General features: G+C 67.4%; 28 protein-coding genes and 1 tRNA gene. 25 read left to right on the top strand and 4 right to left on the bottom strand.

The genetic code is table 11. The annotated features are described in order from the left end of the window. The first annotated feature begins 84 nt into the window (after positions 1–84). The 25 genes from HMI57_RS11440 (at position 85) to HMI57_RS19555 (ending at position 20,887) form a co-directional block, all read left to right on the top strand. Complete coding sequence (locus tag HMI57_RS11440; RefSeq protein WP_171586259.1) at positions 85–426, top strand: flagellar basal body protein; 342 nt, start codon at positions 85–87, stop codon at positions 424–426. Then, on the top strand, positions 426–818 hold the full coding sequence (locus tag HMI57_RS11435; protein ID WP_171586144.1) for a flagellar basal body rod C-terminal domain-containing protein: 393 nt from the start codon (positions 426–428) through the stop codon (positions 816–818). The genes HMI57_RS11440 and HMI57_RS11435 overlap by 1 nt, the downstream gene beginning before the upstream one ends. Then, positions 818–1,132, top strand: a complete 315-nt coding sequence (fliE, locus tag HMI57_RS11430; protein ID WP_171586143.1) for a flagellar hook-basal body complex protein FliE — start codon at positions 818–820, stop codon at positions 1,130–1,132. The genes HMI57_RS11435 and fliE overlap by 1 nt, the downstream gene beginning before the upstream one ends. Next, positions 1,132–2,748, top strand: coding sequence for a flagellar basal-body MS-ring/collar protein FliF (gene fliF, locus HMI57_RS11425; protein ID WP_171586142.1), 1,617 nt, complete (start codon positions 1,132–1,134; stop codon positions 2,746–2,748). The genes fliE and fliF overlap by 1 nt, the downstream gene beginning before the upstream one ends. Next, on the top strand, positions 2,745–3,785 hold the full coding sequence (gene fliG / locus HMI57_RS11420) for a flagellar motor switch protein FliG (protein WP_171586141.1): 1,041 nt from the start codon (positions 2,745–2,747) through the stop codon (positions 3,783–3,785). Before fliF ends, fliG begins: the two co-directional genes overlap by 4 nt. Next, positions 3,775–4,374 carry a FliH/SctL family protein gene (locus HMI57_RS11415; protein ID WP_171586140.1) on the top strand — a complete coding sequence of 200 codons (600 nt, stop codon included), beginning with the start codon at positions 3,775–3,777 and terminating at the stop codon, positions 4,372–4,374. Before fliG ends, HMI57_RS11415 begins: the two co-directional genes overlap by 11 nt. Next, positions 4,371–5,696 carry a FliI/YscN family ATPase gene (locus tag HMI57_RS11410; RefSeq protein WP_171586139.1) on the top strand — a complete coding sequence of 442 codons (1,326 nt, stop codon included), beginning with the start codon at positions 4,371–4,373 and terminating at the stop codon, positions 5,694–5,696. Before HMI57_RS11415 ends, HMI57_RS11410 begins: the two co-directional genes overlap by 4 nt. Beyond that, the gene (locus HMI57_RS11405) at positions 5,693–6,124 is read left to right on the top strand and encodes a flagellar FliJ family protein (protein ID WP_171586138.1); all 432 of its coding nucleotides are present in this window, start codon (positions 5,693–5,695) and stop codon (positions 6,122–6,124) included. The genes HMI57_RS11410 and HMI57_RS11405 overlap by 4 nt, the downstream gene beginning before the upstream one ends. Then, positions 6,121–6,867, top strand: a complete 747-nt coding sequence (locus HMI57_RS11400) for a C40 family peptidase (protein WP_171586137.1) — start codon at positions 6,121–6,123, stop codon at positions 6,865–6,867. The genes HMI57_RS11405 and HMI57_RS11400 overlap by 4 nt, the downstream gene beginning before the upstream one ends. After that, on the top strand, positions 6,867–8,264 hold the full coding sequence (locus HMI57_RS11395; protein WP_171586136.1) for a flagellar hook-length control protein FliK: 1,398 nt from the start codon (positions 6,867–6,869) through the stop codon (positions 8,262–8,264). The genes HMI57_RS11400 and HMI57_RS11395 overlap by 1 nt, the downstream gene beginning before the upstream one ends. A gap of 65 nt (positions 8,265–8,329) precedes the next feature. Continuing rightward, a complete protein-coding gene (locus HMI57_RS11390; RefSeq protein ID WP_171586135.1) occupies positions 8,330–8,758 on the top strand; it encodes a flagellar hook capping FlgD N-terminal domain-containing protein in 429 nt (142 codons plus the stop codon). Between the two features lie 27 nt (positions 8,759–8,785). Next, complete coding sequence (locus HMI57_RS11385; protein ID WP_171586134.1) at positions 8,786–9,970, top strand: flagellar hook protein FlgE; 1,185 nt, start codon at positions 8,786–8,788, stop codon at positions 9,968–9,970. Between the two features lie 91 nt (positions 9,971–10,061). Then, positions 10,062–10,349: a flagellar FlbD family protein gene (locus tag HMI57_RS11380; RefSeq protein WP_318779226.1), complete on the top strand. Its 288-nt coding sequence runs from the start codon at positions 10,062–10,064 to the stop codon at positions 10,347–10,349. 3 nt (positions 10,350–10,352) lie between these two features. Further along, positions 10,353–11,144, top strand: a complete 792-nt coding sequence (locus HMI57_RS11375) for a MotA/TolQ/ExbB proton channel family protein (protein ID WP_171586133.1) — start codon at positions 10,353–10,355, stop codon at positions 11,142–11,144. Beyond that, on the top strand, positions 11,141–11,932 hold the full coding sequence (locus HMI57_RS11370) for a flagellar motor protein MotB (protein WP_171586132.1): 792 nt from the start codon (positions 11,141–11,143) through the stop codon (positions 11,930–11,932). Before HMI57_RS11375 ends, HMI57_RS11370 begins: the two co-directional genes overlap by 4 nt. Positions 11,933–12,161: 229 nt before the next feature. After that, positions 12,162–13,070, top strand: coding sequence for a flagellar motor switch protein FliM (locus HMI57_RS19560; protein ID WP_318779227.1), 909 nt, complete (start codon positions 12,162–12,164; stop codon positions 13,068–13,070). Further along, entirely contained in the window at positions 13,067–13,771 is a 705-nt protein-coding gene (fliN, locus tag HMI57_RS11360) for a flagellar motor switch protein FliN (RefSeq protein WP_171586131.1), read from the top strand. Before HMI57_RS19560 ends, fliN begins: the two co-directional genes overlap by 4 nt. Next, the gene (locus HMI57_RS11355; RefSeq protein ID WP_171586130.1) at positions 13,772–14,407 is read left to right on the top strand and encodes a flagellar biosynthetic protein FliO; all 636 of its coding nucleotides are present in this window, start codon (positions 13,772–13,774) and stop codon (positions 14,405–14,407) included. Positions 14,408–14,502: 95 nt separating this feature from the next. Next, positions 14,503–15,294 carry a flagellar type III secretion system pore protein FliP gene (fliP, locus tag HMI57_RS11350; RefSeq protein WP_346655199.1) on the top strand — a complete coding sequence of 264 codons (792 nt, stop codon included), beginning with the start codon at positions 14,503–14,505 and terminating at the stop codon, positions 15,292–15,294. After that, positions 15,291–15,566, top strand: a complete 276-nt coding sequence (gene fliQ, locus HMI57_RS11345) for a flagellar biosynthesis protein FliQ (RefSeq protein WP_026551948.1) — start codon at positions 15,291–15,293, stop codon at positions 15,564–15,566. The genes fliP and fliQ overlap by 4 nt, the downstream gene beginning before the upstream one ends. A 1-nt stretch (position 15,567) precedes the next feature. After that, positions 15,568–16,326 (top strand): flagellar biosynthetic protein FliR, encoded by a 759-nt coding sequence (locus HMI57_RS11340; protein ID WP_318779228.1) that lies wholly within the window; start codon positions 15,568–15,570, stop codon positions 16,324–16,326. Then, entirely contained in the window at positions 16,326–17,432 is a 1,107-nt protein-coding gene (locus HMI57_RS11335) for an EscU/YscU/HrcU family type III secretion system export apparatus switch protein (RefSeq protein ID WP_171586128.1), read from the top strand. The genes HMI57_RS11340 and HMI57_RS11335 overlap by 1 nt, the downstream gene beginning before the upstream one ends. Next, positions 17,432–19,483: a flagellar biosynthesis protein FlhA gene (locus HMI57_RS11330; RefSeq protein WP_171586127.1), complete on the top strand. Its 2,052-nt coding sequence runs from the start codon at positions 17,432–17,434 to the stop codon at positions 19,481–19,483. The genes HMI57_RS11335 and HMI57_RS11330 overlap by 1 nt, the downstream gene beginning before the upstream one ends. Further along, positions 19,458–20,498, top strand: coding sequence for a hypothetical protein (locus HMI57_RS11325; RefSeq protein ID WP_171586126.1), 1,041 nt, complete (start codon positions 19,458–19,460; stop codon positions 20,496–20,498). The genes HMI57_RS11330 and HMI57_RS11325 overlap by 26 nt, the downstream gene beginning before the upstream one ends. Positions 20,499–20,521: 23 nt before the next feature. Then, a complete protein-coding gene (locus tag HMI57_RS19555) occupies positions 20,522–20,887 on the top strand; it encodes a carbon storage regulator (RefSeq protein WP_171586125.1) in 366 nt (121 codons plus the stop codon). 107 nt (positions 20,888–20,994) lie between these two features. On the opposite strand, the gene HMI57_RS11315 is transcribed toward HMI57_RS19555, so the two are convergent. The 4 genes from HMI57_RS11315 to tmk form a co-directional block, all read right to left on the bottom strand. Beyond that, positions 20,995–21,070 (bottom strand) — tRNA-Thr (locus HMI57_RS11315). Positions 21,071–21,202: 132 nt separating this feature from the next. Then, on the bottom strand, positions 21,203–22,759 hold the full coding sequence (locus HMI57_RS11310) for an alpha/beta fold hydrolase (protein ID WP_171586124.1): 1,557 nt from the start codon (positions 22,757–22,759) through the stop codon (positions 21,203–21,205). Then, positions 22,756–23,919, bottom strand: a complete 1,164-nt coding sequence (locus HMI57_RS11305; RefSeq protein ID WP_171586123.1) for a DNA polymerase III subunit delta' — start codon at positions 23,917–23,919, stop codon at positions 22,756–22,758. The genes HMI57_RS11310 and HMI57_RS11305 overlap by 4 nt, the downstream gene beginning before the upstream one ends. Further along, entirely contained in the window at positions 23,916–24,560 is a 645-nt protein-coding gene (gene tmk / locus HMI57_RS11300; RefSeq protein WP_171586122.1) for a dTMP kinase, read from the bottom strand. The genes HMI57_RS11305 and tmk overlap by 4 nt, the downstream gene beginning before the upstream one ends. Positions 24,561–24,568: the final 8 nt, after the last annotated feature.

Raw genomic sequence — 24,568 nt, 5'->3', positions numbered from 1 at the left:
TAGTGGCAAATGAGCATGGATCGCTCACCCACCAGGCCATGGACCGGCCGCATTCGCCTCATCTTGATGAAGAGGGTTTCCGCCGTGTTCGATTCCGTGACCTCGGTTGCACTGGGCAGCGCTTTGGACGGGCTGTCCCTGCGACAGCGCGTGACCGCCAACAACATCGCCAACGTCAACACCCCCGGCTACCATGCCCAGCGGGTGAGCTTCGAAGACGCGTTGAAGCGATCGGTGGCGAACGGTGACGGCCGCGTGGTCAGCTCCACCGACCGGTCCCTTGAACCCACCCGTCTCAACGGCAGCAACGTCAACCTGGATACCGAAACGCTGTCCAACATTGACACCGTGCTCCGGTACCAGTTCGCTGCCCGCGCCGTCGAGGGCCAGTTCACCAGTGTGCGTACCGCGATGAGGAGCAACTGATGACCTTCGACGCCATCGGGATCGCCGGTACGGGTCTCACCGTGCACCGCAAATGGCTGGATACCGTTGCCGACAACATGGCCAACGCCAACACCGTCACGTCCACCGACGGCGCCGCCTTCCAGCAGCGCTACGTCACCGCCCAGGAAGGCCAGGGCGTCAGCGGCGTGTACGTGGCGGGAGCCCAGTTCGGTGATGCCGAAGGCCGTGTGGTCCACGAACCGAACCACCCCCTGGCCGATGCCGACGGCAACGTCAGGTATCCGGACATCGACATGGGGGCCCAGATGGGCCACCTCATCCTCGCCCAGCGCGGCTACCAGGCGAATGCCGCCGTCGTCGACCGCGCCAAGGCTACCTACGAAGCTGCACTCCAGATCGGACGCTCCTGATGCCCATTTCCGCCCTTCCCTCAGTGGGCTCCGTCCAACAGGTCACCGGCACCGGATACCTGCCCCAGACCCAGGCGGTCGCCTCGGACCAGGGTGCCGGATTCACCACCGCCCTCACCGGTGCGGTGGAGAACCTCCAGTCCCTCCAGTCGACGTCGAGCGCGCTGGCCGTCCAGGCGGTCACCGGAGACCTGAGTGACATCCACAACGCCACCCTCGCGTCCACCCGCGCCCAGGTGACGCTTGAACTTGTCGCCGCGGTCCGCAACAAGGGCGTCGACGCCTTCAACGAGATCATGAGGATGCAGGCCTGATGCCCCAGTCATTCAGTTCAGTCATGACCCGCCTGGGCGATGCGGTGAAAGCGTTCACCATCGCCCAGCGCACCATCGCGATCATTGGTGTGGCGGTCCTCGCCCTCGGCGTTGCCGCCCTCGTCACATGGTCCATGAAGCCCAGCTACACGCCACTCTTCTCCGGTCTGAACGGCGAGGACGCCTCGATCATTGTCGAGCAGCTGCGCACCGACAACATCCCCTACGAGATCTCCGGGGGCGGCGGCACCATCCTGGTGCCTGAGGAGAGCGTCTACGACCAGCGGCTGAAGGCTGCAGCGGCCGGGCTGCCGTCGTCGTCCACCGCCGGCTATTCACTCCTCGACGACATGGGAGTCACCTCCTCCGAATTCCAGGAGTCGGTGACCTACAAGCGTGCCCTTGAGGGCGAGCTCGCGGCGACCGTCTCCGCGCTGAGCGGCGTGAAGAACGCCTCGGTCCGGCTGGCCATCCCCGAAGAATCGGTTTTCGTCTCCGAGGCAGGCACCCCCACCGCTTCCGTGTTCATCGAAACGGACAGTGGAGTGACGCTCTCCTCCGAGCAGGTCCAGGCGGTTGCCCACCTCACCTCGGCCTCCATCGACGGAATGGTTCCCGAGAACGTGGCAGTGATCGACGCCGACGGCAACGTGCTCTCCGCCGTGGGCGTCGGTGCCACCGGCAGCGTCAACCAGCAGTCCTCCGACTACGAGGAGACAGTGCGCGCCTCGGTGCAGAGCATGCTCGACCGGGTAGTCGGGCCGGGCAACGCGTCGGTAGTGGTCGCGGCCGACATGAACACCGAGTTCGCTGAACGGGTGGAGGAATCCTTCACCACACCCGACGGCGACCCGGCCCTCAACGAATCCACCACCACCGAAGAGTACGAGGGAGCTGGGGGAGCCGCTGCAGGAGTGCTCGGGCCGGACAACATTGCCGGTCCCGACGACACCGGGGGCGAAGGCAACTTCAACTCGGAGACCAGCACCCGCAACAACGCGGTCAACAAGATCACCGAATCCACCACCATTCCCGCGGGCGCCATCAACCGTCAAACCGTTTCAGTGGCCCTCGACGAGGAAGCCGCCGGCGCTCTCGACCTGGCCGGTCTGACCGGCCTGGTTACCGCCGCGGCCGGGATCAATGAGGACCGTGGCGACTTGGTTACCGTCGAAGTGCTCCCGTTCAACAACGCCGGTGCAGCGGAGGCCGCCGAGGCGCTCGCCGCCGCCGATGAGGCCGCGGCTGCTGAGGCACGGGCCCAGTTGATGATGCAGGTCGGCGTGATCGCCGCCCTGGTGCTGCTGGCCATCATCATCGCCCTCGTGGTGTACGCACGGAAGTCCCGCCGGCAGCGGCGCGAACCCGTTGACCTGGGTGAGCTCCAGGAGGTCATTCCGGTCATCGGTGGCCCGGCGATCGGTGATCTGGGCCCCACCCGGATGGTCGAACCGGCCCCCGATACCACCTCGATTGACCTGAGCGCCATCGCCGAGTTGGGTCACGAAGACGCGATGAGCCGGAAGCGGGCCGACATCGAGGCCATGGCCGTCAGGGACCCGGCGAAGACCGCCGACTACCTGCGGAGCCTCATGGATGACAGGCAGCCGGTATGAGCGAGCTCGTCGCCACCCCCGCCCACCCCACGGCCGAGACGCTGACCGGAACGCAGAAGGCCGCGATGGTGCTGATGCAGCTCGATCCCGATCACGCTGCGATAGTGCTCCGCCAGTTCTCGGACAGCGAAGCCGAGGAGATCGTCTCCGAGATTGTCCGGCTGCGCCGGGTCGATGCATCGATGGCCGATGAGGCGCTGTCGGAATTCCACGAACTCAGCAGCAGCGGGCGACGCCGGCCGCGCGGTGGCCGCGACGTCGCCGCTGGCCTGCTCGAGGCTTCCTTCGGGGCCGATCGGGCAGCCGGCGTGATGGATCGCCTGGCCTCCTCCATGGCCGGCAAAGCCTTCGAGTTCCTGGACACGGTTGATCCCCGGCAGATCCAGACCCTGCTCGACGGCGAACTTCCGCAGACGGTGGCGCTGGTCCTGGCGCACCTGCGCCCGGAGCACGCCTCGGCGGTGGTGTCGGTCCTCGACGATCCGTTGCGGACCGACGTCGCTCAGTGCATCGCCACCATGGGAACTGCCACCCCCGAGGCCGTGGGAGTCGTCGCCGAAACCCTTAAGGTTCGCTCCGGCGCGATCGGCACCCCCCACCAGACCATTGCTGTAATCGGCGGGATCCAGCCCCTCGTCGACATCATCAACCGCGCCGACGTCTCCACTGAACGCGCCCTCCTCGCCGGACTCGACGACCGGGACCCGGAACTGGCCGATGAGGTGCGCGCACGGATGCTCACCTTCGCGGACATCGTTAACCTCGACCGCAAGGATGTGCAACAGGTGCTGCGCGGCCTTGATTCGGCGGTCCTTGCCTGCGCCATGAAGGGTGCCTCCACCCAGGTCATCGACATGATCCGCAGCAACGTGTCCGAACGCAACCGCGAGATCCTGGACGACGAAATCAAGGCGGCAGGACCGGTGCGCATTTCACTGGTCGAGGAGGCGCGTGCCCTGGTGGTCCGGGCCATTCGCGACCTGGAGGCGCAGGGAACCATCACCATCCAGCGCGACGAGGACGAGTATGTCTACTGACGCACCCGTGTTTGCGCATGCCTTCCCCTCCCTCGCCCTGCCGACGCATGGCAACGCGGACCGCAGCCATGCCCAGGGCCACGCGGCCGGGTATGCGGCGGGAATGCGTGCAGCGGCGGTCGAGGTGAGCCGTGTTGCGGCTGCCCAGGAGGCCGAGCTTGCCGCCTTCCAGCAGGATCAGCGGGCCCGCACCGATCAGGCGGTGCGAAGCCTGGAAGCTGCCGCGCGGGCCTTTACCGCGAGGGTGGCGATGATCGACGGCGCCTCCCAGCAGTTGGTGCACGCGGCCGCGCTGGACCTTGCCGAGGCGATCATTGGCGCACAGCTGCGCTCCGAGGATCCCGCGCGGCTCGCATTGGGGCGGGCACTGCGGGACGTGGACCCCGACGACGTTCAGCGCGTGCGGCTGTCAACCGCCGACTGGTCCAGCCTCGACGAGCAGACCCGTACGTCCGCCGGTGTCACCCTGGTGGCAGACCCGACGCTGGCGAACGGTGACGCGATGGTCGATCTGGCCGACGGCTACCTCGACGCCCGGATCGGATCCGCCCTGTCACGGGCGCGGCAGGCTTTGCAGGACCCCGCGTGAACGCCGTCCTCACCCAGCCTGCCGATCGCCTCAGGGCCGCCGTGTCGGCGGCCGCCCCGGTCCGGCTGGGGATGGTCTCCTCGGTGGTGGGTCTCGGCGTCGAAGTCGCGGGTCTGGACTGCGGGATCGGCGACCTTGTCACCATTGGTGAAAACCCGGGGGTCGACGCCGAAGTGGTGGCAGCCTCCCGTTCCTCCGTGCACTGCATGCCGCTGGGCCGGCTGGTCGGGGTCAACGCTGGAACCCCCGTCAGTTCCGCCGGGAAACCACTCCTGGTACCCACCGGCGCCGGGCTCCTGGGACGGGTCCTCGACGGTCTGGGCCGGCCCATCGACAACCTGGGTCCACTGCAGTCCGCCCGGATGGTCCCCCTGGACCATCCGACGCCTCCGTCGATGAGCCGCACCCGGATCACTGAGCCCCTGCAGTTGGGCGTCCGGGTGATGGACAGCCTGACCACGGTTGGCAAAGGCCAACGCATGGGCCTGTTCGCTGGCAGCGGCGTCGGAAAGTCCTCGCTGCTCTCGATGATCGCCCGGGGAACTGACGCTGCCGTCTCGGTAATCGCTCTCGTCGGCGAGCGTGGTCGCGAGGTCAGGGAGTTCCTGGAGGACGATCTCGGACCCGAGGGCCTGAAACGGTCAATTGTGGTGGTGTCCACCTCCGACGAACCCGCGCTGATGCGGCTGCGCGCTGCCTTCGTCGCCACCCGCATCGCCGAGGCGTTCCGGGACGAGGGGACCGACGTGATGCTGATGATGGACTCCCTCACCCGCGTCGCGATGGCGCAGCGGGAGATCGGCCTGTCGGTCGGGGAGCCCCCCGCCACCCGTGGGTACCCGCCGTCGACCTTCTCCCTGCTCGCCCAACTCCTGGAACGCGCCGGCACCGGCGAGCGCGGGTCGGTGACCGGCATGTACACAGTGCTGGTGGACGGGGACGACCACAACGAACCGATCGCCGATTCGGCCCGGTCCTTCCTGGACGGTCACGTTGTCCTGGACCGGAAGCTCGCTGTCGCCGGCCATTTCCCGTCAGTGGATGCGCTGGCGTCCATCTCCCGGGTTGCTTCGCGAGTCAACACCGCCGAGCACAGCAGGGCAGCAGCGTTTCTGCGGAAGGTCCTCTCGGCACGCCGGGCGGTCCAGGACCTGCTGGACGTGGGCGCCTATCAGCCCGGTTCCAACCCGCTGGTCGACGCGGCCATCCAGCACGAAACCGCCGTCAACACCTTTCTGCAGCAGTCCATGAGCCAGCAGACCCCCATTGAGCAGACCTGGGCGCAGCTCGAGAAGCTGGTCAGATTGCTCGGGGCGCCATGATGGCCCGGACCTTCCCGCTCGCTGGTCTGCTCCGGCTCCGCCAGATCCACCAGGACCAGGCGAAAGGTCAGCTCGCTGCGGCGAACGCTGCAGTGCGCGCACGGGCCCAGGACCGGGGGACAGCGCTGACCTCCCTCGACCGGTCGGGCAGCCGCGTCGACTCCGCGCAGGCGCTCGCCGCTGTCGCGGCCGCCCGCGCTTCCTCGCGCAGCATGCTGCGCGAGCTCGAAGCACTCGAAACCCGGAGCCGGATGGACCTGGAACGCGCGCAGGCGAACTTCGGTGCTGCGCGGGCACGGACCATCAGCCTGGAGAAACTCGAGGAAAAGCACGTCGCCGCGGTGCAGGCGGAGGATTTGTCGGCCGAGCAACTGGTGCTCGATGAAATTGCTGCCAATGCCCGGCACCTGAGGGGGAATCAGAGATGACAATCGTTGACACTGTGGGCCGGATCCAGCAGATCCAGTCCACCCTGACCCGGCTTTCCACGCCTGTCGCGGCTGCCGCTACCACCCCGGCGCCCGCGACCACGTCGACGTCGTCGTCCTCGTCGGCATCCACCGGGTCGGAGGGGCCCACCCGTGCGTTCGCGGACGCCCTGGCGGCTGCGGCGGCCGGTACGCCACCTGCCGCCTCCGTCCCCGCCACAGTCAGCACCGCGGCGGTCGCACCCGCCCAGCCGATGGCCACCGGAGAAGCTACCAGCTCCGACGTCGTCGCCGCAGCCAACCGGTACGTGGGCGTGCCCTACGTCTGGGGCGGTACCGATCCCGCCGTCGGAATGGACTGCTCGGGCTTCACCCAGCGGGTGTACCGGGACCTTGGCATCGAACTGCCCCGCGTGACCTGGGACCAGATGAAAATGGGCACCGAGGTGTCATCCCTCGCGGAGGCCCAGCCGGGTGACCTGCTGTTCAGCCTGGACGGGGGACATGTGTCCATCTACCTCGGAAATAACAAGGTCATCGACGCGCCGCAGCCCGGCCAGAACATCGCGGTCCGTGACGCCTGGGAGAACGATGGCAACCTGGACTCCATCCGCCGGATCGTGCCCACTGACTCCGAAGCATCCGAAATGTCAGCCCTGACTGAGGGTGCTGCCGCCAACGGCGCCGCGCTCGCGGATCTGGTCGCTGCAGCACAGGCTGCCTTCGTGTCGGGACGGCCCTGATGAGCTCGCTCGCCGCCGTCGGCGCCCCGGCGCCCAAGGGTGCGCCGTCGATGACGGCGAAGGGAGCGTCCGACGGCGGGGGAGCCTTTGGCCCAGCGCTCACACTGGCGCGCGGGCTGCTGGACCCTCCAGCCGTGAGGCCAGGTGCAGGATCGCGGGCCACCCCCGGCCCGGCTCTGCCGGTCGACCCGGCGGCGACCGCAACCGCCGCGGGAGAGACCGCGCTGGCGGCTTTTGGGGTCGTGCAGGGTGCGGTCCCTGGTTCATCGCTTGCCGCCACACCTATCGGCCTGTCCGTCACCGGTGCGAGAGGCACTCTGGACGGGGCTGACCCTGCGAACCAGGCGGAAGCCGGCACCATCCCTTCGGGATCCGCGCTCGCCCTGGGTCTGCCGGAGAACCGTGCCACCTTCCTGAGCCGGGCAGCTCAGGGTGCGCGGGTTGAGGAGTCGGCCGCGCATGTGCCGATAGAGGTGCCACCCGCCGGTGGGGAGCGCGCCCTGCCGCCAGCCGTCACTTCGTCAGGGTCCGCCACGGCTGCCACGCCAGTGGCCGGGTCTACGGTCCAGTCCGCTGTGCCCGGGTCCGCTACGGCCGCGTCCGCTCCGGCCGCGTCCGCTGTGCCCGGGTCCGCCCAGACCACACCGACCCAGCCCCCACTGGGCACTGCTCCCCTGACCGCCGCTTCACCGGCTGGTGCAGCACAGGCCGTCCCAGTACCGGGTGCCCCGCAGGGTGCGCCGGGTGCTGGTCCGCAGGGGATGCCACCCGCGCTGGCTGTCCCAGGTGCTGGATCACCGCGTTCGGCTATCCCGGCCGCCGAGCCGTCGGCCGCCGGCACGCTGCAACCGGTCGCACCAGCAGCGCAACCGCTGGCAATGCAGTCCGCAGCGGCCCAGACTGCAGTGTCAGCGCCACCCGCCCCACCCGCGCCTCCGGTCCCGCTGGCCACCCAGCTGTACAAGCCAGTGTTCAGCCTGGCCAGCGCCTCGAAGGGGGAACATCTGATCACCGTACGGGTGGCACCCGATGAGTTCGGTCCGGTGACCGTCCGGGCCCTGGTGACCGCGGAGGGCATGCGCGTCGAGCTGTTCGCTCCCACCGAAGCCGCACGGGAAGCACTCCGCGGGATGCTTCCGGATCTGCGCCGCGACCTTGCCGCCCCCGGCCTGCACGCCAGCCTGGATGTCTCCACCAAGGACCAGCCCGGAGGCGGGGATTCCGCCCGCAGCGACGCGGACGGCCAGGGGCCAGCCAGACAGGACCACGGCCGACCGGACCGCACCCGGGAGCCTCCTGCCCCGCCAGGCCCTCCCAGAAACGACCCCTCACCTGAGGAGTCCGGTCTCCCCGGCGGAACCTCCTGGAACCGGTCCACCCTGGACCTGCTCGCCTAAGCACCGACTGGCGCACCCGCCAAGACCCGTCTCGTACCCGCCCAGCCAACCAAAGGACCCACCCCGTGCCAATTGAAGCGGTCGAAGCCGCACTACCCTCCTTCCAGGGTGATCAGGTTCAGCGCGCCCCCAAACAGGCCATGGACAGCGAGGTGTTCATGTCGCTCCTGGTCAGCCAGCTCCAGAACCAGGACCCCAGCTCACCCATGGACACCAACCAGATGATCTCCCAGACCACCCAGCTGGCCATGATGGAGAAAATCACGGAAATGACCGGCACCATCGAGGAGAACTTTTTCCTGGAGATGCGCACGTCGGCTGCGACGCTGCTCGGCAAAGAGGTCAGCTACACCGACGACGCCGGTTCGACGGCCACCGGTATGGCGAGCGCCGTCTCCTTCGCCGGCCCGGTACCCACCGTCACGATTGGGACCGCATCCATCCCGCTCGACCAGATTTCCGGGGTTGTCACCCCGCCAACCGCAACCTTCTGACCCACCCTCCTCTCGAAAGGCCCTCCCATGCTGCGTTCGCTCTACTCCGGAATCTCCGGTCTCCGCTCCCACCAGACCATGCTCGACGTCACCGGCAACAACATCGCCAACGTCAACACCACCGGGTTCAAGGCATCCTCCGCCCAGTTCCAGGACACCCTGTCGCAGCTCACCCAGGGTGCCGGCGGACCCCAGCAGGCGGTGGGCGGCACCAACCCGGCCCAGATCGGCCTCGGGGTGCAGGTGGCGGGAATCTCCACCAACTTCGCCCAGGGGTCAGCCCAGGCCACCGGGCGGGCCACCGACATGATGGTCGCCGGTGAGGGCTTCTTTGTCACCCAGTCCGGTGGCGAAACCACCTACACCCGTGCCGGTTCCTTCGACTTCGATGCCGACGGACGGTTGGTCTCACCGGACGGGGCCATTGTTCAGGGCTGGGGAGCGGTCAACGGCCAGGTCGCCGGAGGCGGCATCGGCGACATTACCGTGCCGCGGGAGGCCATCTCCGCTCCCGTCCGGACGACGACGGCCAGCGCCACCGGCAACCTTCCCTCCGACGCCGTTGACGGCACCGAGGTCGTCCAGGACATGTCGGTCTTCAACGCGGCGGGCGAGGAACGCACCCTGTCGCTCACGTTCACCAAGAACGGGGACGCCTGGAACGTCGTCGGGCAGGACGAGGGTGAAGCCGGGGTCCCGGCGACCGGAAACGGCACCCTGACCTTCGACGCCAACGGCAACGTGACCGGAGGCGGAGCCCTGCAGGTAGGTGGCATCACCGTCGACCTGGCAGCGGTCACGGGTGTGGCCGAACTGTCGACCATTTCCCTGGCCGAGCAGAACGGCCGGTCCGCTGGCACCCTCGAATCGTTCAGCCTTTCGCCTGACGGCACCCTGATCGGCTCCTTCACCAACGGCGGCCGGGAGCCCCTCGGACGGATTGCCCTCGCCAACTTCGTGAACCCCGGCGGACTGGAGAAGGCCGGTGGATCGTCCTACCGCGCAACAGTGAACTCCGGTGAACCAGCAGTGGGCGCCCCCGGCACCGACGGCCTCGGGGAAGTGGCGGGAGGAATGCTGGAAATGTCCAACGTCGACCTTTCCCAGGAATTCACCAACCTGATCGTCGCCCAGCGTGGGTTCCAGGCCAACGCCCGGATCATCACCACCTCGGACGAAGTGCTCCAGGAACTGTCCAACCTGAAGCGCTAGATTTTCCGCTCCACTGAACTGAATAACACCAACGGCGGCCCCGAACCCTTACGAAAGGGCCGGGGCCGTCGATATGTACTACAAACGGCCGGTGACGGCCCCAATCTTGAGGAACCGGCCGATGATCGTCGTCACGCACCTGAATGGGTCGCAGTTCGCGATCAACCCCGATCTCATCGAGAAGATCCACGCCAACCCGGACACCACGCTGTCCATGGTGGACGGGTCCTTCGTGATCGTGCGCGAACCGCTCGAAGAAGTGATCGAGATCATCCGCGGGTACCGCGCTTCTGTACTCCGCATGGCCCGGGATCTGCCGGATCCCCCGCAACCGGTCGCCAAGCTCGCCGCCGTCCCTCCTCGTCCAACAGGAAAGTAACCCATGGATCCGGCAACAATCATCGGCATTCTGCTCGCGTTTGGCTCCCTCTACGCGATGATCTTCCTGGAGGGCGCCCACGTCCAGTCGGTCCTGCTGCCCGCCCCCATGATCCTTGTGTTCGGTGCCACCATTGCCATCGGCCTGGCCTCGTTCACCATGAGGGACACCATCTCGTCGTTCAAAGCCGTCGGACCCGCCATCAAAGGCAGCAAGATCAACCTTGATGAGACGGTCCAGGAGCTGGTTGGGTACGCCGAGACTGCCCGGTCCGAAGGTCTGCTCTCCCTCGAGCAGAAGGCCAACGAGGCCAAGGACCCGTTCCTGAAGAAGGCACTGCAGAACATTGCAGACGGTACCGACGGAGATGACCTCCGGACCATGATGGAAGACGAGATAGCCACCAAGAACAAGACGGGCCGGGGCAACTCAAAGTTCTTCGCCGCACTGGGTGGATATGCACCGACGGTCGGCATCGTTGGCACCGTGGTGTCCCTGACCCATGTCCTGGAAAACCTCAACAAACCGGACGAGCTCGGCCACATGATCGCGGCCGCCTTCGTCGCCACCCTCTGGGGCCTACTGTCGTCGAACTTCATCTGGCTACCGATCAGCAGCCGCATCGGTCGCCTGAATGAACTGGAGGTCGACAAGATGAACCTTCAGCTCGAAGGAATCATGGCCATCCAGGAAGGTGCCCAGCCAATGCTGCTCACTGAACGCCTCACCGCCCTGGTTCCCCCGGGCAAGGCGGCCAAGGGAAGCAAAGAGAAGACCGAGAACAAAGCAGCATGAGCAGGCCCCGAAGGAAGGCCGAACCGCCTGAGGAGTTCCACGTCGACGAACGCTGGGCCGTCTCCTACGCCGACATGGTCACCGTCCTGATGTGCCTGTTCATCGTGCTCTTCGCTATGTCCACAGTGGACCAGGCAAAGTTCGAGCAGCTGCGCAATTCACTCGCCACCGGTTTCGGGCAGGTCGAGGTGGGGTCAATCGACACTGCCGAGGGGGTAGTAGTCCCCGCAGAGCTGGTCAACCAGGACCTGGAGGGCTTGTCCGACCTTGAGCTGGCTGCCCAGGAGGTCGACGACCTGCGCGAGATCCAGCGCCGGATCGATGAGGGACTGCGGGAGAACGAGCTGCAGGAGTCAGTGCGGTTCGAACTGGATGAGCGGGGTCTGACCATCCGGTTGATCAGCTCCGAGACGTTCTTCCTGCCGGACCGGGCCGAACTCACCGAACGGACCGGTCAGGTCCTCGACTCGATCGGGCCGGTGTTGGCCAGCATCGACCGCGGCGTCTCAGTGGAGGGCCACACCGCCAAACTGCCCGAAACCTTCCTCGCACCGCGTGACTGGGAGCTGTCCACTGAGCGGTCGGTGAACGTCCTGCGGCACCTCGTGGAACAGGGGGGAGTCCCTGGCCCGAGCATCGCCGCCGTGGGCTACGGCGAGACCCGTCCGCTCGCTCCGGGGGTCACCGAGGAGGAATTAAAGCTGAACCGGCGGGTCGACATCGTGGTGCTCTCGGATGAGTCCGAGGCCGTCCGGGAGCTGATCCCCGAGGTCGCGGCCGGCACTTGACCGACCGCGCCTCACCCCGGCTTCACCCGGGGTCCCGTGGAGCCAGAAACGGCCCCCGCGGTAAGACCCGCCGCGTGCAACCGGCGGGTCTTGCCGCAGGGGCCGTTTCTGCGCTGGGGCCCGCGGGTGAGGGCCGGACCAGGGCTGAATCCACCGCCTGGCCGAAGGTTTCCGAGTCGTGACCTAAGTCTTCCTAACGGGACGCCATCAGGTGCCGATAGTTGCTGCTGTGACGGTCCAGGAACACCTTGTAATTGGCGTGCCCGCAGCGGCGGGACGCCAGGTGGATGTCTATGACTTCCGCCGCCCCACCACGCTGGCCCGTGAGCATTCCCGGGTGCTCGAACTGGCTTTCGAGACCTTCGCGCGGCAGTGGGCCACCCAGCTGACCGCCAAGGTGAGGGTCATCTGCCAGGTCACGTCCGAGCACGTGATGATGCAGTCCTACAACGAGTACGCGGCCTCCCTCCCGCACACCACCGCAATGGTGCTCTGCTCGATCGAGGACCTCGTGGCCAAGGCGGTGATCCAGTTCCCGACGTCGGCCGCCTTGTACTGGATCGACCACATGCTCGGCGGCCACGGCACTTCCGCAGCCCAGGATCGCAAGTTCACGCAGATTGAGCAGTCGCTGGTGCACCGCCTCATGGACGACGGGCTGGAGGGGCTGCACTACTCGTTGGGGTCGCTGCTCACCCGGCACATGACCGTCGACGCCATCCACTACAACTCCCAGTTCGCCCAGGCGGCGCCCACCGCCGACCTGATGATCGTGGCGGGCTTCGAGATCCGGGTCGGGGAGAGCAGTTGCCGTGCCACGGTGGCCATCCCCGCTGACCTCCTGATTCCCCAGCTCGGTGAGGCGAACCCCGCCTCGAACAGCGACGACGCCGGCGAGTTGATCCAGGCACAACTGGCCAACGTGCCGGTAGAGGTGGCGCTGCAGCTTGCCCCCGTCACGGTCAAACCCGGCAGGATCCTGGACCTTGCCGTCGGAGATGTTCTGCCCCTGCCCCACCCGCAACACCGGCCGCTGAACGTCATGGTCAACGGCAACTGGCTGGCCCACGCCGCGGCAGGGGTCAACGGCTCACGCCTGGCCTGCGTCGTTGTGAACACCGAGGAGAAATCATCATGATCACCACCAACCCTTCCCAGGCAGCAGCCGACGCGCTCGCCGAACTGCTGCCGACCTCGGTGCCGGTCCGGGCTATCAAGAGCAGCGTCCACCAGATGCCGGCAGGCCTTGCCACGGCGGCAACCTCGGGGTCCTTTGTCGGGGCAACCTCGGCCGACGTTGCGCTGGTCCTCCCCGCGGGCAGTGTCCCGGTGGAGGCCGCAGGAACCGACTCGCCGCTGGTGTCCGCGGCCGATGTTCTCCGCCCCGCCCTTGAAGCAGCGACCGCAGTTCTCGGTGCCGGTGTCCTCGGGGACACCCGCACCGACGATGCGACGGCGCTGTTCGCCGACCCGGAGGCTACCGTCTTCGAGCTCACCGCCAACGGCCGGCCGCAGGGCTGGTTTGCGATTCGGGTCCGGACCGGTGCCGCCAAGTCCGCCGGTGGTCCCTTTGCGGGCAGCACCGCTGCCGGGAAGCTGGGTCGGATCAACAACGTGGAAATGTCGATGACTGTCGAGATCGGCCGCACCCGGATGTCAGTCCGCGACGTCCTCGACCTGGAGCCCGGCGGAGTGATCGAACTCGACCGTTCCGCCGGCGCCCCCGCCGATGTGCTCCTCAACGGCCGCCTCATCGCCCACGGCGAAGTAGTGGTCGTCGACCAGGACTACGCAGTCCGGATCACCCGGATCCTCGACGTCGCTGAGGGATCCTTCTAGATGGACGCCGTGGTCCTCGGGCTGAGGGTCCTGCTGTCCCTCACCGTCGTGCTTGGACTGCTCTGGTACCTGCACCGCAAGGTGTCCCGGTACAACCGGACAGGGAACAAAGCTGATCCGGTAACCGTGGTGACCCGGCAGGGCATCAGCCCCAAGGCCTCGGTCGTGATGATCGAGGCCGAGGGCAAGCGCTTCCTCCTCGGCGTGACCGACCAGTCGGTGAACGTCCTGCACACCAGCACAGCACCGGGGCTCGTCTCCGTGCCCCCGCTGGCCGATAGCGACACCGGCGACGACGGCCGCACACATCGCAGCGACCGCCAGACCGGCGAGAGTACCGACGTCGGCGGCGCCACGTTCGCCCGGGTGTTGAGCCTCGCCACCGCCAGCACTGACACGGGCACCGACCGGGCGGCCCGGCGTCGTGCAGGCACCCACCCCATCGCCGAGACGGTACCCCCGGGACAGGGACCGACCACCCGCGCCGACCTGAAACGGTCCGGCCGACGTGCCGCCCGGCCGGTCGCCGCCCACACTTCTACACCCCGCCCCGCGTCGCCGCTGGCCGGTTCCATCCTGTCGCCCGATACCTGGAAGCAAACCGCCGCTGCGCTCCGGCAGGGACGGACCGGGTGAACCACGCCGTCCCCACCGGACGGTCTCCCCACAGCACCGGTCCAGGAGTCCCGGCGCGTCAGCAGTCCGGCGCTGCCCGCGTGGCAGTCGTCGTCGTGCTCACGGCCCTGCTGGTCGTCCTGATCCCTTTGCTGACCTCGATTGCTGCGTATGCCACCCCGATCGACCCGCTGCCGCCCGTTGACCCGGTGGACCCCGTGGCACCCGAAGACTCCGATGGCCTGTCGGTGGAGATCAACGGGGTCAACGGTGGTCCCAGCGGGGCGATCGTCACCCTGTTGGGCATCACCCTGCTCTCGGTGGCTCCTGCCCTGCTGCTGATGATGACCTCGTTCACCAAGATCTTCGTGGTGCTCGCCATGACCCGCAACGCCCTGTCCCTGCCGTCCATCCCGCCGAACCAGGTGCTCGCCGGGCTGGCGCTATTCCTGTCGCTGTTCATCATGGCCCCGGTGCTGACCGAGATCAACAACCTCGCGGTCCAGCCGTTCCTGAACGGTGACCTGCTGCTCGGCGAGGCGGCCGACATCGGCTCGGACCCCCTCCGCACGTTCATGCTTGGCAACACCCGCGAAGAGGATCTGGCCCTGATGACACGCGCCGCAGGCCAGGAGAACCCCGATGATCCGACGGGAGTGCCTTTGTCCACCCTGATCCCGGCCTTCATGATCTCGGAGCTGCGCGCTGCGTTCATCATCGGGTTCGTGATCTTCGTGCCGTTCCTGGTCATCGATCTGGTGGTCTCCGCGGCCCTGATGTCCATGGGCATGATGATGCTCCCGCCGGTGATGATCTCCCTCCCGTTCAAGATCCTGCTGTTCGTCCTCGTTGACGGGTGGGGGCTGATCATCACTTCGCTGATCGGCAGTTACCAGGTGGTCGGATGAACACGAGCGCCGTCCTCGACATCGGGCTCCAGGCGATCTGGCTCGCCGCCAAGCTTTCCGCGCCGATTCTGATCACCGCGCTGGTGGTCGGTTTCGCCATTTCACTGCTCCAGTCGATCACCCAGATTCAGGAGGTCACCCTCTCGTTCGTGCCGAAGGCAGCGGCGGTGGCGGTCGCCCTGCTGGTCTGTGGGCACTGGATGATCTCGGAGATGGTCTCCTTCACCCAGGAGATGTTCGAAAAGATCCCCGGCCTCCTGATGGGCGGCTGACGTGGAGGTGGTCCTGGACCAGGGCCGCATCGAAGCGACAATGCTCGCCGGGGTGCGGATGATCGCGTTCCTGGTGATCGCCCCGCCGTTCTCCTACAACGGCATCCCAGCGCGCATCAAGGCCATGCTCGCGATCGGACTGGCCCTGGCGGTGTCCGCGCAGGTCTCGGAAGGCTACGAGTCCCCGGGCACTGCCGGCTACATCACCGCGCTCATTCTCGAACTGGTGGTCGGAGCCGCGCTGGGGTTCCTGGTGCTCGTGGTGTTTTCGGCCATCCAGGCAGCAGGCAGCCTCATTGACCTCTTCGGCGGGTTTTCGCTGGCCCAGGGGTTCGACCCACAGTCCATGGTGAACGGAGCCCAGTTCACCCGGCTCTTCCAGATGACAGCCCTCGCCCTGCTGTTCGCCTCCGACGGCTACCAGCTGATCATCGCCGGGCTCACCCGCACCTTCAGCGCGCTGCCGATCGGCGGGGGGATCGACCTGTCCTCACCGGTCGAGGCCATCACCGGGTCCGTGACGAACATGTTCCTCGCCGCCGTGCAGATCGCCGGTCCACTGATCGTCATCCTGTTCCTGGCCGACGTCGGACTGGGGCTCCTGACCAGGGTGGCGCCCGCGCTCAACGCGTTTGCCCTGGGGTTCCCGCTGAAGATCCTGGTCACCCTGCTGCTCGCAGCCACGTTGTTCGTCGCACTGCCGCGGATCGTTTCGACCCTGGTCGATAACGCGGTACGCCTGGTGATGGGGGTGGGGTAATGGCTGACAGTGCCGAGGAAAAGACCGAGGACGCCACCCCGAAACGGATGAAGGAGGTCCGGTCCAAGGGCCAGCTCTCTAAGTCGGAGGACTTCACGGCCTGGATCGGGGTGGGGGCAGCAGCGGTGATGATCCCGTCCACCATCGCGCGGGCCGCCGACGCCGGCACGGACCAGGTGTTCACCTTTCGGGCCATCATCGCAAACCCCGAGCCCGCCCGGGCCGTCCAGGCGCTGGTCGACGGGCTGGGTTCCCTCGCGGACATCCTCATCCCCTTCCTCACCGTGGTGGTGGTGGCAGTGCTCGGGACCGCCGCGCTGCAGGGCGGTATCAACTTCAAGAAGTTCCGTGGGAAGTTCGAACAGTTCAACCTGCTGGCCGGCGTAAAAAGGACCTTCGGGGGGCAGGCCCTCTGGCAGGGAGTCAAGGCGCTACTGAAGACGGCGGTGGTCGGCACCGTCCTGTGGCTGGTGGTGCAATCGCTGCTGCCCGTCCTGATGTCCTCGGGCGGGATGCCCGTCTCCGCGCTCCTCGCCGCAGGGTCGGGCGGCGCGGTCACGCTGCTGCAGTCAGCCGTCGTCGCCGGTCTTGCCCTGGCGGCCCTGGACGTCCTCGTGGTGCAGCGGCGGAACCGCAAGAAGACCCGCATGACCAAGAAAGAGGTCAGGGACGAGAACAAGAGCGCCGAGGGTGACCCGCTGATCAAATCCCAGCGCCGGTCCCGCCAGTTGGCCATGAGCAGGAACCGGATGATCGCCGCCGTCGGCGACTCCGACGTGGTGCTGGTCAACCCCACCCACTTCGCGGTGGCCCTGAAATACGAGCCGGGGAAGTCGGCACCCCGCGTCGTCGCGAAGGGGGCGGGGATCATGGCGGCCCGGATCCGCGAGGAAGCCGAAACCCGCCGAGTGCCGCTGGTCAAGGACGTGCCCCTGACCCGTGCCCTGCACGCCGCCTGCGAGCTGGGGCAGGAGATTCCCGCCGACCACTACAACGCCGTCGCCCGCGTCCTCGCCTTTGTCATGTCACTAAAGACCCGTGGTTCCATCAGGGGCCACCACACACTGCCACCCGTAGCCACTTCCACCTCCAGCGGAGCGTACTGATGAACCGGTCACTGTCGAAACTCTTTGTGCCCATCGGTGTGGTCGGCATCATCATGCTGCTGGTGGTGCCGATCCCGGCACCGATGCTCGATGTGCTGATCATCGTCAACATCCTGCTCGCCCTGGTGATCCTGCTGACCACCATGTTCGTGCGCAAGCCGCTGGACTTCTCAGTCTTCCCGTCGCTGCTGCTCGTCGCCACGCTGTTCCGGCTCGGCCTGAACGTCGCCTCCACCCGCCTGGTGCTCGGTGACGGGTACGCCGGTCAGGTGATCGAGGCGTTCGGCCACGTGGCGGTGGGCGGTTCACTGATCATTGGCGCGGTGATCTTCCTGATCCTCATCGTCATCCAGTTTGTGGTGGTCACCAAGGGTGCCGAACGGGTGGCGGAAGTGGGCGCACGGTTCACCCTCGACGCGATGCCCGGCAAGCAGATGGCCATCGACGCTGACCTGAACGCAGGGTTGATCACCGACATCCAGGCACGGGAACGCCGAGCCGAGGTCTCCGCCGAGGCCGACTTCTACGGCGCGATGGACGGTGCCTCCAAGTTCGTCAAGGGCGACGCGATCGCAGGCCTGATCATCATCATCATCAACGTCATCGGTGGCATCGCGATCGGCATGCTGCAGCGAGGCATGGCCATCGGCGACGCCGTCAACACCTACAGCCTCCTCACCATCGGCGACGGTCTGGTCACCCAGATCCCGGCCCTGCTGATGGCGGTCTCCACCGGCATGATTGTCACCCGGTCCAACGCCGAGTCCGACATGGGCTCCACCGCCTCCGCCCAGCTCGGCCAGTCACGCACTGCCCTGCGGATCGCTGGCGGTGCAGCAGTGGTGATGGCCCTGATCCCCGGGATGCCGGTGATGCCGTTCGTGCTGGTGGGTGCGGGACTGATCTTCATCGCCCAGCGGATCAAGAAGGACGACGACGCCAAACGGGAGAGCGACGACGCCGCCGCAGCCGCGCTCGCGGCTCCCAGCGGGACGGACACCACCGAGGAGCTCATCGAACAGATGCGGGTCCACGCCCTCGAAATCCTCCTTGCCCCGGATCTGGTGGACGTGGTGACCGGATCCTCGGACGACCTGCTGGGCCGAGTGCGGGCGCTCCGCCGAAAGATCGCGCTGGACCTGGGCGTAGTGGTTCCGCCGGTCCGCACCCGGGACAGCCTTGACCTGCCGCCAGCCACCTATGTCATCCGAATCGCCGGCGTCGAGGCGGGACGTGGTGAGGCTCCCCGGGGGAAGGTCCTCGCGCTGGGCGACAACCTTGCCTCCCTGCCCGGCACCACCACTGTGGAGCCGGTCTTCGGGCTGGCCGGCAAGTGGATCCCCGCCGAGCTGCGCCACAACGCTGAGATGACCGGCGCCACGGTGATCGACCGGGTATCGGTTCTGGTCACGCACCTGTCCTCGATCATCACGGGGAACGCCGCGCGGCTGCTGACCCGCGAGGACGTGAGGGTGCTGACCGACGGGGTCCGGGAGGTCAGCCCCTCCGCAGTGGAGGAACTCATCCCGGGGATGCTCTCCCTCGCCGAGGTACAGCGGGTCCTCCAGGGCCTGCTCGCCGAACAGATCCCCATCAACGACCTCCCACGGATCTACGAGTCCCTCACCCTGCGGGCCAAGGTGTCGGCGGAACCCGAGGGTCTGATCGAAGCAGCCCGCCACGCTCTGGGCCCGGCGCTGACCGCCCAGTACCAGGACGGGAACCTGCTGCGGGTGATCATGATCGACCCGCTGCTGGAACAGTCGATGCTCGAAGGGCTGCGGCCCTCCGACCAGGGCAGCCAGATCCTGCTGGACGCAGCGCGCACCGAAGCGGTGCTCACCTCGGTGAAGGACGCCGTCGCTGCAGCCGAAGCCAACGGCCACTCGGCCGTGCTGGTGTGCGCCCCGGCGCTGCGCCCAGCGATCCGCCGGATGGTCTCCGCGCCGTCGGGCGGGTTGCCTGTCCTCTCCTACCAGGAAGTCACCAGCGCCAACGTGAATATCGAGACAGTGGGTGTGGTGCGTGGAAACGCAACGATTTCGTCTTAGAGGACCGTCCCTGGAGGCACTGCGCTCGCAGGCGTTCGCCGAGCATGGCCCGGAGGCGCGCATTACGTCGGCCGAACTGGTTACCATCGGCGGGATCCGCGGCTTCTTCGCCCAGCGGCACTACGAGGTGACGGTCGAGGTACCCCCGATGCTTCAGGTTCCTCCCCGCACCGGGCGGCGCAGCGCCGGCCGTCCAGCCCCCGCGCCACGCAGGGAGTCGGGGATCGCCGCACTGCTGGCGGAGGCCGACGACGCCGAAGCCTCCCTGCACGGTGTCCAGATGCCGGAGCCGCTGGTGTCGACCGACAGCAATCTCTTCGCCGCCCTGATGGACGATCTCATCTTCAACACTGACGCGGCAACAAAGGTCACGGCGAAGCAGCCGTCGCCGGTCCCGATCCCGTCTCCGGCGACCCGGCCGGGGGACCTGACGGTCGTCGTCGGGCTGGGTGCTGATCCCCTGGGGGTGGCCCGGTCGATGGCTGAGGAACTGGTGGCAGACCGTCATCGCCGGTCTGCGGTGCGGGCACTGGGCGACCCGGGGGCCGGTTCGGGGTTCGGCGGCGCTGGCGCGACTGCGTCGGCCGGGTTTGAGTCCCGTGGACGCCGCGCCGCGGGGGACAGCGGAGCCGACGACGCCCTCGGGGGTTCCCGTGGCGGCCAGGTGACCGACCGGATGGCAGCTGCGGCGTTGCGTGCCGCGGGAGTGGAGGGTGGCTTCCCGGTGTTCGTCGCCGTCGGGCTGGAAGCGGTGGGGCAGGGAGCCAGTGGGAAACATGGTGCGAGCCTGGCGACCGTCGCAGCGTTGGGCGCCGATCAGGTGTGGATTGTGGTGGACGCCAGCCGCAAGCCCCTGGACACGGCGGCCTGGGTGACCGAGGTGGCCGACGAGGTCAGCGTGACCGCTCTGGCGGTGGTGGCTACCGCGGCAACATCGTCCCCGGAGAGCGTGAACACGCTCGGAATTCCGGTGGGCTGGGTGGACGGGCGGCGCGCCAGCTCGCCGGTGCTGTGACCGTGCTGGGATAGAGTACAAGGGTGCTGGTGCTAACACGCAAAATAGGGGAGCAGATCCTGATCGGGGACGACATTGTTGTCACCGTGCTCGATTCGCGCGGCGAAGGAATCCGGATCGGCATCGATGCGCCCCGGGGAGTGAAGATCCAGCGGGAGGAAGTGCTGCGCGCAGTCGTCGAGGCCAACCTTGCCGCCGCCCAGCCCGATCCCGAGGCCGAAGCGCGGATCAAGGCCCTGCTGGGGATGACTGCTGCACCCGCGGCGCCGAATGACGCCGAGCAGGCCCGGGCGAAGCCTGCCGAGACTGGGGCTGAGCCGGCCGATGCTGAGCGAACCGAGGCGAAGTCTGACCCGAAAGACGCACCGAAACCGGGCGAGTCCGCCTAAAACCCGTTCTGGTGAGGAACCTGGACATCGGTTAGATGCATTTCACTCACGAATGTCCACCTTGCTGACGCGTGTCCAGCTTGCTCACGGTTTCCCGGTTAAAAGAGTGGAGCCTCCTGCCAGAGTCGAACTGGCGACCTTCTCATTACGAGTGAGACGCTCTACCGACTGAGCTAAGGAGGCTAAAGCTTCACGGGACACGCTTCAGCGCGGCCCAATCCACAAGCGTCAACTCTATAAGAGCAGCACTCGGAAGGTCAAAAGCGCACCCTCGGCGAGTTGTGCGCCCTCACAACGGAGACAGCCCGTCGCGGGCTAGCCGCAGGTGACGCCGTCGTCGGGCACTGTCCCGTCGATGAAGTAGGAATCCACCAGGTCCCCGATACAGTCGCCTGCCCGGCCGTAGGCGGTGTGCCCCTCGCCCTCCCAGGTGACGTGCACCGCGGTCTCCAGCTGGTCGGCCAGCGCCAGCGACCAGTCGTACGGCGTCGCGGGGTCACCGGTGGTCCCGATGACGACGATCGGTGCGGCATCAGGCGCCGACGCCGCCGCGGGCTCGAGCACCGGGCCGTACTCCCAGGCGTCGCAGGTGACGCCGCCGTAGGCCAGGTACGGGCCAAACGTGGGGGAGACCTCCTCCAGTTCGTCGGCGTCGGCGTTGAGCTCGTCGAAGTCACTGGTCATGGGGTAGTCGAGGCAGTTGATGGCGATGAAGGCTGAGTTGCTGTTGGTGGCGTAGACGCCATCGGGCCCGCGATCGGCGGCGAGGTCAGCGAGTTCCAGCATGGCCGTGGGGTCGCCCTGCAGCGCCTGGTCGATCGCGGCGGACAGCAGCGGCCAGTTGTTGTTCTCGTAGAGCGGCAGGATGAAGCCGGAGAAGAAGGTGCCGATGGTGACGAGGCGCCCGTCCGACGCCGTCATCGGGCTTTCCTCCACCGAACGGAACAGGTTCTGGATCACCGCGACGCCCTGGTCCACCCCGGAGGGCAGGGGACACTCGCTGGACAGCTGGCAGTCGGCGACAAAGGTGCGCAGGGCCGCTTCGAAGCCGCGGGCCTGACCCAGGGTGATCTCCTCGTTGCTCAGCGACGGATCCACGGCACCATCGAGGACCAGCCGGCCGGTGTTGGTGGGGAACAGTTCGGCGTACGCGGTGCCGAGCGCACTGCCGTAGGAGAAGCCCAGATAGTTCAGCTGCTCGTCACCCACCACGGCCCGCAGGATGTCCAGGTCGCGGGCTGCACTGTCGGTGTCGATGTAGCCCAACAGTTCGCCGGTCCGCTCGGCGCACTGTTGGGCGAAGTCCTCCGCCTCGGCGGCGAGCGTCTCGTAGGCCTCGGCATCGGAGATTCCCGGCTCCAGGAACTCCAGCCGGTCTGCTTCGCGTTCCTCATCGGTCAGGCAGTCGACGGCGCTGGACTGTCCCACGCCGCGGGGGTCGAAGCCGACGACGTCGTAGTGCTCACGCAGCCGGTCGCTGGTGATAAACGGCAGCGCATCCCTGACGATGTTGACGCCTGACCCGCCCGGGCCGCCCGGGTTCACCAGGACGGTGCCCTGCGCGTCACCCGTGGCGTCGCTGCGGATGACTGCGACGTTGATCGACTCACGTGCGGGGTCGGCGTAGTCCAGCGGCATCTCGACCGTGGCGCATGCGAACGTCTCCTCGCACAGTTCCCATTCGACTTCCTGGGTGTAGAAGCTCTCAAGATCCACAGGGACCTCGCCCACCACCTCCGGGGCGGCTGACTCCACCCCGACCTCAGGGGAGTCACCGGACCCGGGGGAGAGCAGCTGACAGCCCGAGAGCACCAGTGCTCCGGAGAGGACGACGGCGGCAGTGGCCAGGCGGCGGGGTGAAAAGCTTCTCACGCGGTGTAATCCTTTTCGGGCAGGAGACTGACGGCCATCGCCTCGATGGCCAGAAGCGGGGCAACGTTGGTGTTAACGATCCGGTCCCGCACTTTGTTGATCGACTCGATCCTCGTCAGCGTCCCTTCGGGGGTCCCCCCGCGGGCAAACGCTTCCAGCTCGGGGCGAAGCGGCTCATTCACGAGGTCCCTGCCGCTGGAAACCTGCAGCATCAGTACATCCCGGTAGAACGAGGTCAGATCGGTCAGCGCACGGTCAAAATAGTCGTTCTTGGACCGTTTTGCCCGGCGGGTCTGGTCATCCTCAAGCCGTTTGACCTGCCCACGGATGGCGGGCGGAAGCGTCCCGCTCTCGGGTGCGCCCAGGGTGGCCAGCAGGGCAGCCTTCTCCTGGGCATCCCGCTGTTCGAAGGAGCTCTGCGCCTCCGCCTCGGCGAGCTTCACCAGGTCCGCTGCGGCCTTCATCGCGCCGGCCACACTCTTCAGGTCCAGGGGCAGCCGGACGATCTGGTTCCGCCGGTCCCGTGCGCCGTCGTCCGTGGCCAACCGTTTTGCGACGCCGATATGGCTCTGCGCCGCCCGCGCTGCGGCCTCCGCAGTCGCCGGGTCGATCCCGTCGCGGCGCACCAACAGGTCGGCAACATCCTGTACCGGGGGCAGCCGCAGGTTCACGGCGCGGCACCGGGACCTGATGGTCACCAGCACGTCGCCGGGGCTCGGCGCGCACAATAGCCAGATGGTCCGGGGCGGTGGCTCCTCGATCGCCTTGAGCAGCACGTTGGTGCTGCGCTCCTGCATCCGGTCGGCGTCCTCGACGATGATGACCCGCCAGCGCCCGGTGGAGGGCTTGTCCTGGGCCTTGCGGACCAGTTCCCGCGCCTCGTCGATGCTGATAGTCACCTTCTCCGTGGTGACGTTGGTGATGTCCGCGTGGGAGCCAGCGAGCGCTGTCCGGCAGGCCCGGCACGCCCCGCAGCCCCGCTCGTCCAGGGACTCCCGCTCGCACAGCAGTGCCGCAGCGAACGCGCGGGCGGCGTTGGAGCGGCCCGATCCGGGCGGGCCCGTGAACAGCCAGGCGTGGTTCGGCTGGTCGGCGGACGCCGCGCGGCGCAGCTGCTCGACCACCGGTTCCTGACCCATCAGGAAGGTCCACACGCTCATCCGAGACGCTCCTCGACGGCCGCGAGGATCGCCGTCGCCAGCTCCTCGACGGGCTGTCGGGCGGGCAGCACCAGATACTGTGCCGGGTTCGCTTCGGCCCGGTCCAGGAACGCGCCCCGGATCAGGGAGTGGAAAGCATCGGGCTCGGACTCCAGCCTGTCCTCAGCGCCGTTCTGGATGCGACGACCCCGGCCCTCGACCGGCTCGACGTCGAGCAGCACCGTGAGGTCCGGCTGCAGCCCCTCGACGGCCCACAGGTTCACCTCAAGGACGCTGTCGGTGCCCAGCCCCCGGCCGGCCCCCTGATACGCAACCGAAGAGTCGATGTACCTGTCGCAGACGACGACGGCGCCACGGGACAGGGCGGGAAGGATCGCCTGATGGACGTGGGCGGCCCGGGACGCGGCGAAGATCAGGGCCTCCGTGCGGGGGTCGATCTCACCCTGCCCATGGTCGAGGACCAGGGACCGGAGCTTCTCGCCGATGGTGGTGCCACCGGGCTCGCGGGTGCGCAGCACCTCCAGGCCACGCTCCTGCAGGGCAGCAGCGAGGAGGCCGGCCTGGGTCGACTTGCCGGCGCCGTCGCCGCCCTCAAAGGCAATGAACAGCCCGGACGTGCGGCGCGGGGAAGGTGTAGTCACCTGCCCAG

This window comes from Arthrobacter sp. 260 (assembly GCF_013116745.1).
Lineage (GTDB): Bacteria > Actinomycetota > Actinomycetes > Actinomycetales > Micrococcaceae > Arthrobacter_D.
The sequence above is the reverse complement of the archived record's forward strand: the minus strand, read 5'-3'. Positions and strand labels throughout refer to the sequence as shown.